The following is a 13,127-nucleotide window of genomic DNA, read 5'->3' as shown; positions in this document are numbered from 1 at the left end:
GCGCCTTCTTCAATGGAAATCGCGGCTGCGGCTTTGCTCGGCCAGGCGCCCCAGCAGCGGCGTCAGGTCCTTGAAGCCGGTGGCCAGCACATGGCGCACCTCGCCGCCGCTGCCGGTGTCGCGTTGCCAGGTACCTTGCACGGCGAGCAGCTTCGCCTTGAGCAGCGGCTCGCGCCAGGCCTCGGCCACGTCTTGCCAGACGATCACGTTGACGTTGCCGGTTTCGTCCTCCAGCGTGACGAACATCGTGTTGTTGGCGGTCTGCGGACGCTGGCGGCCCATGACGATGCCGCAGGCGCGCACCGTGCGCCCGCTGGGCGCGTCGCGCAGCTGCGCCGCACTCGACAGGCGCATGCGCGCCAGCCGCGGGCGCAGCAGCGCCAGCGGATGCCGGCGCAGGGTGAAGCCCAGCGAGGCGTAGTCGCCCACGATCTCCTCGCCTTCGGGGGCGGCCGGCAAGGCCAGCGGCGGCTCGTGGATCGGCACGCCCTTGAGCAACGCGGGCGCCCGCCGCTGGGCGGTGGCCTCCCACACCTGCTGGCGCCGGTGGCCGGCCAGCGACATCAGCGCATCGGCCGCGGCCAGGGCCGCCATGTCGCCGGCATCCAGCCCGGCGCGCAGGGCCAGGTCCTCGGCGTCGGCGAAGGGCCCGCGTGCGCGCGACTCCACGATGCGCGTTGACCCCTCCTCGCTCAGGCCGACCACGCGGCGCAGGCCCAGGCGCACCGCCGGCTGCCCGGCATCGCCCTGGCGCCCGGCCAGGCGCGGCTCGAGCTGCGGCACCGGCGAGGCATCGGCCGCGCGCGCCTCCAGCGTGCAGTCGAGCTCGCTCACGCACACGTCCACCGGGCGCACTTCCACCCCGTGGCGGCGCGCGTCCTGCACCAGTTGCGAGGGCGAATAGAACCCCATGGGCTGCGAGTCGAGCAGCGCCGCCAGGAAGCAGGCCGGCTCGTGCTGCTTGATCCAGGCGCTCACGTACACCAGCAGCGCGAAGCTGGCGGCGTGGCTTTCCGGAAAGCCGTATTCGCCGAAGCCCAGTATCTGCTGGAAGATGCCCTCGGCGAACTCGCGCGCATAGCCGCGCGCGACCATGCCATCGACCAGCGGCTCGTAGAACTTCTCGATGCCGCCCTTGCGCTTCCATGCCGCCATGGAGCGGCGCAGCCGGTCGGCCTGGTCGGCCGTGAAGGCGGCGGCGATCATGGCGATCTGCATCACCTGCTCCTGGAAGATCGGCACGCCCAGGGTGCGCCCCAGTGCGGGGTGCAGCGCCGGGTACGGCTCGGGCACCGCCTCGCCGCGCCGCAGCTTCTCTCGGTTCTTCAGGTAAGGATGCACCATGCCGCCCTGGATCGGGCCGGGGCGCACGATCGCCACCTCGATCACCAGGTCGGCGTAGCAGCGCGGCTGCAGGCGCGGCAGCATCGACATCTGGGCGCGGCTCTCGATCTGGAACACGCCGATGGTGTCGGCCTCGCAGATCATGTCGTACACCGCGGCATCGCCCTGGGGAATGTGGTGCATGCCCAGCGGCACGCCGCGCCAATGGGCGCGCAGGTCGAGCGCGCGCCGGATGGCGCTGAGCATGCCCAGCGCCAGCACGTCGACCTTGAGCATGCCCATGGCTTCCAGGTCGTCCTTTTCCCACTGGATGATGGAGCGGTCTTTCATGGCTGCGTTCTCGACCGGCACCAGCCGGGTGAGCCGCCCCTGGGTGAGCACGAAGCCGCCCACGTGCTGGCTCAGGTGACGCGGAAAGCCCCGGAGCGCCTGCGTGAGCTCGATCCACAGCGCCAGCCGGAAGGGATCTTCCCGTACGCCGCACCGCGCCTGCGCCTCCTGCAGGCGCTCGGCCATGACCGCGTCGCTGAACCAGTAGTGGTCCTTGGCGAACTCGTCGACCAGGCGCTCGTCCACGCCCAGCGCCTTGCCCATGTCGCGCAGCGCGCTGCGCGAGCGGTAGCGGATCACCACCGCCGCGATGGCGGCCCGCTCGCGGCCGTACTTGCCGTAGATGTACTGGATGACTTCCTCGCGCCGCTGGTGCTCGAAGTCGACGTCGATGTCCGGCGGCTCGCGCCGTTCGCGGCTCATGAAGCGCTCGAACAGCAGGTTGCCGGTGTCGGGGTCGATGGCGGTGATGCCCAGGCAATAGCACACCGCCGAGTTGGCCGAGGAGCCGCGGCCCTGGCACAGGATGTTCCTCTCCCTGGCGAAGCGCACGATGTCTTCCACCGTGAGGAAGAACATCTCGTAGCCCATCTCGCCGATCAGCGCCAGTTCGTGCGCGACCTTGTCCCGGACCTTCGGCGGAATGCCTCCGGGATAGCGCTGCTGCGCGCCGGCCCATGTCTTGCGCGCCAGGGTCCGGGCCGGTGTCTCGCCATTGCCGACGTTCTCGAGCGGGTACTGGTAGTGGGCGCGAATCTCGTCCAGGCTGAAGCGGCAGCGCCCGGCCACCACCAGCGTGCTGGCCAGCAGCTCGGGCGGAAAGAGGCCGGCCAGCCGCATGCGGTGGCGCAGGTGCCGCTCGGCATTGCCCTGCAGCGCGAAGCCGCATTCGTGCACCGGCCTGCCCTCGCGCACCGCGGTGATCGCGTCCTGCAGCGCCTTGCGGGAGCGCAGGTGCATGTGCACGTCGCCGCTGGCCACCAGCGGCACGCCGGTAGCGGCGCCGGCCTGCTGCAGCGCGGCCAGCCACAGGTCGTCGTCGAATTCGTTGGGCAACTCGACCGCCAGCCACAGGTGCCGGCCGAACAGGCCGGCCGCATGCGCCAGGTCGGCGCACAGGCCCGCCATGTCGGGCACCGCGCCTGCCACGCGCCGGGGCACGAACAGCACCTCGCAGTGCGCGAGCGAAGCCAGGTCGCTCGTCAGCCAGTCGACGTGGTAGGTGCCCTTGTCGGCGTGCATGCGGGCTGCGCTGATGAACTCGCACAGCCGCGCCCAGCCTTCCAGGTCGTGCGGCAGCACCACCAGGCGGCAGCGGCCAAAGTCGAACTCGCTGCCGGGCAGCAGGCGGAAGGCTTCGTTGCGCGGATGCGGCGGCCGTTCGGGATGTGTGCGTTCGTCCTCTGTCAGCGTCTCGAGGTGCTCGCGCAGCCCCACGTGCGCGCGCACCACGCCGGCCACCGAGCATTCGTCGGTGATGGCCAGCGCCGCGTAGCCCAGGCCATAGGCCCGCTCGACCAGTTCCTCCGGATGCGAGGCGCCGCGCTGGAAGCTGAAATTGGATACGCAATGCAGCTCGGCGTAGTCCGGCAAGGCCATCACCGGGGGTCGCGCCGGTGCCGGGCGGGGCGGCAGTTGCAGCACCTTCCTGGCGCGGCGCGCGCGCAGTTCCTTGTCGCTCAGTTCAGGCATACAGGCCCTGCAGGAACCAGTGCGGCGCAGTGTCGGCGGCCAGCCAGGCGATCGGCCGCTCGCGGTAGATCCATACCAGGCCCGCACCCGGGCTTTCGGCGATGTAGTAATCGCGCACCGCCAGTTGCCCCTGCTCCCACCAGCCGGCTTCCACCCGTTGCGGACCGCTCAGGCGCAACAACCGCCCCTGGTAATGCGGATGCCCTTCGCGCACTTCCAGCGCCAGCGGTTCGCGCAGCAGCCAGGATGGATAAAGCGCAGCCGGCGCGCCGCCCCCCTGGGTTGCGTTCTCTGCCGCGCCGCCGGAAGCCGCGGCACCTCGCGCGGATGTCCGGCCGCTGGCCGCGGCCCGCCTGGGCGGCGTCGGCAGCTTTCCCGTGGCCGGCTGCCAGTCCTGCATGCGCTCGGGCCGATGGTCGGCCCGAGCCACCGGCACCACCACCTGGCCAGGACCCAGGCGCGCGCCCAGGCGCTCCACCAGTTCGTGCAGTCGGTCGCCCTGCCGGTTGTCCTCGGGCAGGAAGCTGGTGCTGGCGGCCGTCCAGGGTGCGCTTTCCAGCGCATGCAGGCGCAGCGCGTTGGCCGGCGCGGACAGGCGGGTGCGGGCCAGGCGCTCGTTCAGCAGGCGGCGCAGGTGGGCCATGTCCTGCACCGGCTGCGCGGTGCGTACGTTGACCTGCTCGTGGCGCGGCAGGTCGACACCGTCGACGCGGCGCAGATCCAGCGTCCATTGCAGTTCGACCGCCAGCACGCCGCGCTGGCGCGCGCGCAGCCACTGCTGCAGGCCCGACAGGAGCCGGTTGGCTGCACCCATGAGCGCCGGCGCGCTCTCGGCCAGCGCCGGCAGGTCGATGGCTTGGTCGAAGGTTTCCGGCAACTGCAGCCAGACGTGGCGCTCGGGCACGCGGCCCCAGGCGGCGTCCAGGGCCGTACGCAGGCCGGCGCCGAAACGGCGCGCCAGGCCGCCGCGCGGCAGCGCATCCAGTTCGCCCCAGGTGCGGCAGCCCATGCGCGCCAGCAGTTCGAGGTGGGCCCGGGCGGCATCGAGGGTGTCCAGCGGCAGCGCGCCGGGCAGATCACGCGGCTCGGGCAGCGCCGCGCCGCGCGCGCGCAGGCGCAGGCGTGCCAGCGCCACCAGGGCCGTGGCCCCCAGGGCCGACAGCAGCCGCACCCCGGGCGCCGGATTGCTGCGCGCCAGTTCGTGCAGCAGGCCACGCCGCCCACCCCACAGGCGCTCGCAGGCCGAGACCTCCAGCAGCAGCGCCTCTTCCAGCCAGGTGACGCGCGGCGTGAACTGCAGCGCCCACCAACCCAGCGTCTCGCGGTCGGGCAACGGGTCGGCATCCGGCGTGCCGGATTCGGGCGGCGCCCCGTCGACCAGTTCAGGCCGCCATTGCAAGGCGATCCACAGCATGACCATGCTCCTCCTGTAGTCCGGCCAGCGCCGGTACGGCGATGCGCACCACCGGCGCGCCGGCCAGGGGCGAACCGCCGGCCTGCTGCTGGCGCGCCTTGCGCCGCAACTGGCTGGCGGCCAGCAACGCGGCCATGCGCTGGCTGCGCGCCGGCAGCACGACCGGCGCCGCCAGCGGCGGGCCACGGCGCTTGAGAATGTGGACGTCCATCTGCTGCGGCCCGGCGGCGGCCAGGCGCAGGCGCAGGCGCGCCGGCGAGGCCGATGCCGCCAGCGCCTCGGGCCGGCAGACGAACAGCAGCGCCTCGTGCTGCGCCGCCACCACCTGCAGCCGGCGCAGTTCGCCCACGCGCGCGGCCGGCAGCCAGGCCAGCACCGCCGCCACGTCGGCGCAGCGCAATGCCTGTTCGCAGGCCCACAGGCGCGCCGCCGGTGCCTCGCTGCGGACCCACATCAATGCCTCGGGTGCCAGGCCGGCGGCGGCCAGCGCCGGGGCAAAGGGCTCGCAGGGAGCGCCCAGCAGCACCACCGGCCCCGGCCGTCGCTGCACCGCCAGCACCAGCCCCGGCAGCAGCAACTGCCAGGCGTGGGCCGAGGGGCGTGCCTGCAGCAATTCGGTCAATGCTCCCAGGGGCCAGCCACCACCGGGCAACTGCGCGTCGAGCGGGGCATGGCCGGTGGGCAGCACCGCCGCCTCGGCGGTGCCCAGTTCATCCCCGCGCCAGATGCCGTGGTGCGCCGCGAGCGGAGAATCGTCGAAGGATGAAAGGCTCATGGGCAGACCACAAAACTGTATTTTTATACAGTATTGCTGCCGACGCCAAGCCCCTTCGAAATGTTCTTTTTACCCGGGTTCAAGCCGCCCGCAACCCGTTCAGGCGCTGCTCCTCGTGGACCCAGTCCACCACCCGGCCCTCCGGCCGATAGCCGTGCACCATCTGGCGCAGCAACTCGCGGATGCGCGACACGTCGTTGACCGCCAGGGCATGTTCCAGGCGCGCCAGGCGCCGCTCCAGTTCTTCCCACGAGAGGAAGTCCTCGTGCGCCTTCATGATGCGCGGATGCTGCGTCGGCAGCGGGTCGTCGCCGATCAGCAGTTCCTCGTAGAGCTTCTCGCCCGGGCGCAGGCCGGTGACCCGGATCGCGATGTCGCCTTCGGGATGGTGCTCGTCGCACACCGTGAGGCCCGACAGCTCCACCATGCGGCGCGCCAGGTCGCCGATGCGCACGGGCTCGCCCATGTCCAGCACGAACACATCTCCGCCGCTGGCCATGGCGCCGGCCTGGATCACCAGTTGTGCGGCCTCCGGGATGGTCATGAAATAGCGCGTCATCTCGTCGTGCGTGAGCGTGATGGGGCCGCCTTCGCGAATCTGGCGCCTGAACAGCGGCACCACCGAGCCCGACGAGCCCAGCACGTTGCCGAAGCGGACCATGCAAAAGCACGTGCCGAAGCCGTCCGTATGCGCCGCCAGTGCCTGCAGCGCCATTTCCGCCACGCGCTTGCTGGTGCCCATGACGTTGGTGGGACGCACCGCCTTGTCGGTGCTGACGAGCACGAAATCGTCGACGCCGCACTCGCTCGCCACCTGCGCCGTGACCAGCGTGCCGAAGATGTTGTTCTTCACGCCTTCCGCGACGTTGTGCTCGACCAGCGGCACGTGCTTGTAGGCTGCCGCGTGGTAGACCGTCTGCGGACGCCAGGCGCGCATGATCTCGCGCATGCGCGGCGCCTCGCGCACCGACGCCAGCAGCGGCACCAGGCGCGCGCCCGGTCCGGGCCCGCCGTGCACGGCCAGCCACTGCTGCAACTCGGCATGGATAGCGTAGAGCGCGTATTCGCTCGACTCCACCAGCAGCACCGTCTGCGGCTCGCCCCTGAGGATCTGCCGGCACAACTCGCTGCCGATGGATCCGCCCGCGCCGGTGACCAGCACCACCTTGCCGCGGGTGTTGCGGGCCAGCAGTTCAGGCTGCGGCGCGACGGCGTCGCGCCCGAGCAGGTCGTCGATGTCCGGCTCGCGCAGGTCGCTGGTGTGGATGCGGCCGTGGGCCAGGTCCATCAGGCCGGGCAACGTACGTACCGGAACCTGCGCCGACACGAGGGCCTGCAGGATCTCGTTGCGGCGCTTGCGCGGCACCGACGGAACGGCCAGCAGCACCATGCTCACGTTCAGCCGGCGAACCAGCGCGGCCATGTCATGCGTGCCATGTACGCGCAGGCCGTTGATGGTGCCGCCATGCAGGCGGCGGTCGTCGTCCAGGAAGCCGGCCACATGCCATTCGGGATGCACGGCCAGGGCCTGCGCCAGTTGCTGTCCGGCGGAGCCCGCGCCATAGATCAGGGTGACGGCGCGTTCGCCGCCCGCGCCCGGCCCGGTCGCCGGCCGCCCCAGCCAACGGCGGGCGGCCACGCGCGAGAGGCTGACGGCCGCCCACAGCAGCAGCGGCTGCGTCAGGCCGACGCTGCGCGGCACCCCGTTCACACCCACCAGCGCAAGAACCGCGCAGAACAGCACGCCGTACGCCAGGCAAGCCCGCCCCGTGATGCGCAGCACCATCGAGCCGCCGTAGCGAAGGATGGTGCGGTACAACCCGAAGGCCGCGAAGATCGGCAAGGCCAGGGCCAGGGCCGTACCCGCGCTCGATAGATAAGGGCGGCCGTGCAAGGGCACCCATTGCTCGAGGCGCACCGACATCGCCAGCCACACGGTCAATGCGCACAACAGGGCATCCATTCCGAGCGCCAGCAGGCTCTTGGCCAGGCGCGGCAGGGCGACGATTCGCAATGCGCACCGCCGACGAAAACCGAGGCCCTTTTCGGGGCCTTTTCTTGTTGACAACTCCCACTCCCTTCAACGGGCGACGCAAATTCTGGAAGCGCCTCGCCCCCGACGTCGACGAGCAGTGCCGCTCATTGCCGGACGGAAGAAACCCCAATTCCGCAAAGAGACAATTAAGCAACAATTCCCCGACAAAACTCTGACCAGAAATCGGATCGCGCCCTGCGAATGCGCGACCACCAAGCAGTTTAGCGCCGCACCTCGTCTTGAAGGGTGCATTTCTATGCGCAGAAAATTCGCCGTGAAGTAATGCGGATTTCAGGCTCCGTTTATCCCGAAAAGAAGAACAAACAATCGTTGAATGACGCGAATAGCAGTCACTCAATTGCCGAATTGACTATTCCCCTGGACACCATGCCGTGCCGTGCCATGCGCTAGAGTCGCCACGCCCTGGAGTCCCCGACGTGTTCCGATTCTTCGAAAAACTGCTGCACCCCTACCCCGCCGACGAACCGCCGCCACCGCCGGGACGGTTCTTTGCCTTTCTCTGGAACTGCACCGACGGCGTGCGCGGCAAGATCCTGGCCATGGCGCTGCTCACCGCCGGGATGTCGAGCTTCGAGGCCTTGCTGTTCGCCATCCTCGGGCGCGTGGTGGACTGGCTGTCCGGCGTGTCGCCGGAGGGCTTGTGGGCGCAACGCGGCCATACGCTGATGTGGCTCGGCCTGGCGCTGGTGGGCAGCATCGTCGTGGTGGCGCTGCAGACCATCGTCAAGCACCAGACGCTGGCGGTGAACTTGCCGATGCGCCTGCGCTGGAACTTCCACCGCCTGATGCTCGGCCAGAGCATGGCCTTCTACCAGGACGAGTTCGCCGGTCGCATCACGACCAAGGTGATGCAGACCGCGCTGGCGGTGCGCGACACGGTGTTCGTGCTGGCCGACGTGCTGGTGGCGATGGTGGTCTACGTGGCCACCATGGTCATCCTGGCCGGCGTGTTCGCCGGCGCGATGATCTGGCCCTTCCTGATCTGGCTGGTGCTGTACGTGGGCGCCATGGTCTATTTCGTGCCGCGCCTGGGCCACATCGGCAAGGCGCAGGCCGACGCGCGCTCGCTCATGACGGGCCGCGTGACCGACGCCTACACCAACATCGCCACCGTCAAGCTGTTCTCGCACACGCAGCGCGAGGCGGCCTTCGCACGCTCGGCAATGCAGGATTTCATCGTCACCGGCTATGGCCAGATGCGCCTGGTCAGCGCCTTCGAGATCGTCAACCACACGCTCAGCATGGGCCTGACCGCCGGCATGGCCGGCATGGCGCTGTGGCTGTGGTCCGAAGGCACGGTGGGAGTTGGCGCGGTGGCCGCCTCCACGGCGATGGCGCTGCGGCTGCAGGGCATGTCGCACTGGATCATGTGGGAGATGACCGGGCTGTTCGAGAACATCGGCACCGTGCAGGACGGCATGAAGACACTGTCGCGTCCGCGCACGGTGGTGGATGCGCCGGATGCCACCCGCCTGTCGGTGCCGCGCGGCGAGGTGCGTTTCGACCACGTGAGCTTTCGCTACGGTGCGGATGGCGAAGAAGGCCGCCTGGTGATCGACGACCTGACGCTCACCGTGCGCCCCGGCGAGAAGATCGGGCTGGTCGGACGGTCCGGCGCCGGCAAATCCACGCTGGTGAACCTGCTGCTGCGCTTCCACGACCTGGCGTCGGGCCGCATCCTGATCGACGGCCAGGACATCGCGCATGTCACGCAGGACTCGCTTCGCCAGCACATCGGCATGGTGACCCAGGACACGTCGCTGCTGCATCGCTCGGTGGCCGACAACATCGGCTATGGCCGCCCGGACGACGCCACGCCGGCGCAGATCGAGGCGGCTGCCCGGCGCGCCGAGGCGCATGAATTCATCCAGACGCTGACCGATCCGGCCGGCCACCGCGGCTATGCGGCGCAGGTCGGCGAGCGCGGCGTCAAGCTTTCGGGCGGGCAGCGCCAGCGCATCGCCATCGCGCGGGTCATGCTCAAGGATGCACCGATCCTCCTGCTCGACGAGGCCACCAGCGCGCTCGACTCCGAGGTCGAGCACGCCATCCAGGAAAGCCTCTACACGCTCATGGAAGGCAAGACGGTGATCGCCATCGCGCACCGGCTGTCGACCATCGCCGCAATGGACCGGCTGATCGTGCTCGACGAAGGCCGCGTCGTGGAAGAAGGCGACCACGCCGCCCTGCTGGCCAAGGGCGGCCTGTACGCGCGCCTGTGGGCGCACCAGAGCGGCGGCTTCCTTGGCGAGGAGGCCGAGGAATGGGCCACCGCCTGACGTCATCATGTCCGACGAGCTGAAATCGCTGCGCCTGTTCGTTGCCGTGGCAGACCGCGGCAGCATCAGCGAGGGCGCCAAGCGCTGCCACCTCGCGCTGGCCGCCGCCAGCAAGCGCATCACCGAGCTCGAAGCGCGGGCGCGCCTGCCGCTTCTCGTGCGCCATGCGCGCGGCGTGCTGCTCACGCCGGCCGGCCATGCGCTGCTGGCCCACGCCCGCACGGTGCTCACGGCGATGGACAGGATGAGTGCGGAGCTGGACGACTTCCGGCACGGCATCACCGGCGTGGTGCGCATCACCGCCAATGCCTCGGCCATCGCGCAGTTCCTGCCGGCGCAGATCGGCTCCTTCCTGCGGCGGCACCCGGGCCTGAAGATCGACCTGCAGGAACGCACCAGCGCCGAGGTGGCCAAGACGGTGGGCAGCGGCCTGGCCGACATCGGCGTGCTCGAAGGCAATACGCCGGTCGACGGCCTCGAATGTCTGCCCTACCGCGAGGACGAACTCGCGGTGGTGGTCGGCCTGCGCCATCCGCTGGCGCGCCGCCGTCGGGTGGACGTTGCGGAGATGCTGCGCCACGACCACATCGTGGTGCGCGAAGGCACGGCCCTCTACCGCGTCCTGCATACGGTGGCCGACGAGTTGCGCGTTCCGCTGAAGGTGCGCATGCAGGTGGGCAGCTTCGACATCGTCTGCCGCATGGTCGAGGAAGGCGTGGGCATCGGCCTGCTGCCGCGCGCGGCGATCGGTCCGCAACTGCAGACCATGCGCCTGCGCTGCCTGCGCCTCGACGCGCCGTGGGCGCGGCGCAAGCACGTGCTGTGCGTGCGCCGCGTGGCCGACCTGACGGTGGCCGCGCGTTCGGTGCTGGACGACCTGGGCCGGCCCGCCTGACGTCACGCTGGCCGGACCCTTCGCCACGCGCGAAGCCTCGGTGGTCGAATCGCGAATTGTCCCGGTGCGGGCGCGATGGAAGAATTTGCGCGAAGGCATCCCAGGAGACAACGCTTGAAGATCGTCCGCGTCAGCGCCACGCCGCTGCACATCCCCGTGTCCATCGACGTGCTCGGCCTGAACAAGAGCACGTCGCTTTCGCTGTGCCTGACCGAAGTCGAAGCGGACAACGGCCTGGTGGGCCACGGCATGACCGCCATCACCGAAGAGGAAGTCGTGGCCACCATCGTGCGCGACGTGGCCGCCCCGGCGCTGATGGGCGAAGACCCGATGGCCACCGAGCGCCTGTGGGAGCGCCTGTACTGGCTGCTGTCGCCGCGCGGTCAGACCGGCTACGCGAGCCACGCCATCGCCGCGCTGGACATCGCGCTGTGGGACCTGAAGGCGCAGGCCCTCGACCTGCCGCTGTGGCGCCTGCTGGGCGGGGCGCGCCAGCGGGTGCCGGTGTATGCGACGTTCGGGTTCGGCTTCTTCGAGCGCGACGAGCTGGCCGCGGCCGCGCGCCTGTGGGTGCAGCAGGGCTTCGAGCGGTTGAAGATGACCGTCGGCGGACACGCCCTGGCGCGCCGCGACGAGCCGCGCCCGATCGACGAGGTGATCGCCGAGGACGTGCGGCGCGTGGCGGCCGTGCGCGAGGCCGTGGGGCCGGACGTGAAGCTCTACGTCGATGCCAACTGCGGGCTCGACCTCTTCCATGCGACCGAGCTGGCGCGGCGCATCGAGCCCTACGGAATCAGCTTCTTCGAGGAGCCGCTGACCCAGAACGACGTGCGCCAGATGGCGCAGTTGCGCAGCCGCACGAGCATCCCGCTGGCCTGCGGCCAGAACGAAGGCCTGGCGTTCCGCTTTCGCGACCTGCTGATGGCGCAGGCCGCCGACGTGCTGCAGCCGAACGTGGCCATCTCCGGCGGCTATTCGCAATGCCTCAAGATCGCCGGCATGGCGCACGCATTCAACGTGCCCATCGACAACGGCGGGGCCTGGCCGTTCCACAACATGCACCTGCACGCCGGCGTGGCCAACGGCGGCATGGTCGAGTACCACTACGTGGCGGTGCAGATGCTGCGCCAGATCTTCGACGGGCTGCCGGAGCCCAAGGACGGCTGGCTCACGCTCCCGGAGCGCGCGGGGCTGGGCTTCGCGCCCGATCCTGCACGGGTGAGGGACCTGGCTCGCAGGCCCCTGTCCGGCGGCAAGGGCAAGGCCTGACGAGCCGCGTGGGCCGGCACGGAAGAAACGACGGCAATGGAGACAACACGATGACAACGACCCCCCTGAACCGGCGGCGCCGCCTGCTCACGTTCCTGCCCGCGCTGGCCCTGGCCGCCGTGGCGTCCGCGCCCGGCGCGGCTGCGGCCGACGACTATCCGACCCGGCCGATCCGGCTGCTGGTGGGCTACTCCGCCGGCGGCGGCGTGGACGGTGCCGCACGCCTGCTGGCCAACCAGCTTTCGCAGCAACTGGGCCAGCCGGTGGTCGTGGAGAACCGCGCCGGCGCGGCAGGGCAGATCGCGGCCGACGCGGTCGCCAAGGCCGCGCCGGACGGCTACACGCTCCTGCTGGGCGAGAGCGCCCTGATGATCGCCCGGGCGTTGCTGCCTGCGCAATCGGTCGATCCGCTGACCGCCTTCACGCCGGTCGCCGGCGCTTTCGTCTCGCCGCTGGTCATCATCGCCGGCAACGACTTCCCGGCGCGCACGCCGGCCGAGCTCATCCAGGAGCTCAAGCGCAATCCGGGCAAGCTGTCTTACGCGACGTCGGGCGTCGGCACCGTGCACCACCTCGGCTTCGAGATGCTCAAGCAGGAAACCGGCACCTTCGTGCTGCACGTGCCCTATCGCGGCGCGGCGCAGATCGTGCCGGACGTCATCAGCGGCCAGGTGCCGCTGGGCGTCGTCAGCGTGACCGCGGCGGTGGCGCAGGCCAAGGTCGGGCGCGTACGGGCGCTGGCGGTCATGAGCCGCGACCCGGTGGCGGGCGCCGAAAGCGTACGCCCGCTGGCCGACGCCCTGCCCGGGTTCGACGTGGCGCCGCGGCTGTTCGTGCTGGCGCCGGCCGGCACGCCCGCGCCGGTCGCGGCCAGGCTTTCCGCCGCAGTGAAAATCGCGCTGGACCAGCCGGAAACGGCGAAGGCGGCCGAGGCGCAGGGCACCGTGCGGGCCTTCCTCGACCCGGGCCAGCTCCAGCAGGCGATGCAGGCCGAGAACAGGCGCTGGAGCCAGCTGGTGCGCGAGCGCAAACTCTCGCCCGACGGGGGCTGACGCGCTGCCGGACCTCGGGAC

The 13,127-nt window shown here is 70.5% G+C and carries 8 protein-coding genes; 4 read left to right on the top strand and 4 right to left on the bottom strand.

Translation table 11 applies throughout. The features are described 5' to 3' along the window. Positions 1 to 9: 9 nt before the first annotated feature. The 4 genes from VES41_RS09695 to VES41_RS09680 all read right to left on the bottom strand — a co-directional run bounded on the left by VES41_RS09695 (position 10) and on the right by VES41_RS09680 (position 7,518). Positions 10 to 3,366, bottom strand: a complete 3,357-nt coding sequence (locus tag VES41_RS09695) for an error-prone DNA polymerase (RefSeq protein WP_324816100.1) — start codon at positions 3,364 to 3,366, stop codon at positions 10 to 12. Then, the gene (locus VES41_RS09690) at positions 3,359 to 4,780 is read right to left on the bottom strand and encodes a DNA polymerase Y family protein (RefSeq protein ID WP_324816098.1); all 1,422 of its coding nucleotides are present in this window, start codon (positions 4,778 to 4,780) and stop codon (positions 3,359 to 3,361) included. Before VES41_RS09690 ends, VES41_RS09695 begins: the two co-directional genes overlap by 8 nt. Continuing rightward, a complete protein-coding gene (gene imuA / locus VES41_RS09685) occupies positions 4,749 to 5,555 on the bottom strand; it encodes a translesion DNA synthesis-associated protein ImuA (protein WP_324816096.1) in 807 nt (268 codons plus the stop codon). Before imuA ends, VES41_RS09690 begins: the two co-directional genes overlap by 32 nt. Before the next feature lie 79 nt (positions 5,556 to 5,634). Then, positions 5,635 to 7,518, bottom strand: a complete 1,884-nt coding sequence (locus VES41_RS09680; protein ID WP_324816470.1) for a nucleoside-diphosphate sugar epimerase/dehydratase — start codon at positions 7,516 to 7,518, stop codon at positions 5,635 to 5,637. A 509-nt stretch (positions 7,519 to 8,027) separates the two neighbouring features. Between VES41_RS09680 and VES41_RS09675 the strand changes: the two genes are divergently transcribed. The 4 genes from VES41_RS09675 (at position 8,028) to VES41_RS09660 (ending at position 13,106) form a co-directional block, all read left to right on the top strand. Next, the gene (locus tag VES41_RS09675) at positions 8,028 to 9,890 is read left to right on the top strand and encodes an ABC transporter ATP-binding protein (RefSeq protein ID WP_324816093.1); all 1,863 of its coding nucleotides are present in this window, start codon (positions 8,028 to 8,030) and stop codon (positions 9,888 to 9,890) included. A gap of 7 nt (positions 9,891 to 9,897) precedes the next feature. Next, positions 9,898 to 10,785, top strand: coding sequence for a LysR family transcriptional regulator (locus tag VES41_RS09670; protein WP_324816091.1), 888 nt, complete (start codon positions 9,898 to 9,900; stop codon positions 10,783 to 10,785). Positions 10,786 to 10,899: 114 nt separating this feature from the next. Further along, positions 10,900 to 12,054: a mandelate racemase/muconate lactonizing enzyme family protein gene (locus VES41_RS09665; RefSeq protein ID WP_324816089.1), complete on the top strand. Its 1,155-nt coding sequence runs from the start codon at positions 10,900 to 10,902 to the stop codon at positions 12,052 to 12,054. Between the two features lie 50 nt (positions 12,055 to 12,104). Continuing rightward, on the top strand, positions 12,105 to 13,106 hold the full coding sequence (locus VES41_RS09660; protein ID WP_324816086.1) for a Bug family tripartite tricarboxylate transporter substrate binding protein: 1,002 nt from the start codon (positions 12,105 to 12,107) through the stop codon (positions 13,104 to 13,106). Positions 13,107 to 13,127 lie beyond the last annotated feature (21 nt).

The organism is Variovorax sp. (assembly GCF_035634955.1).
Taxonomy (GTDB): Bacteria; Pseudomonadota; Gammaproteobacteria; order Burkholderiales; family Burkholderiaceae_C; genus Variovorax.
Note: the sequence above shows the minus strand (reverse complement) of the source record. Positions and strands in the feature narration are given on the sequence as shown.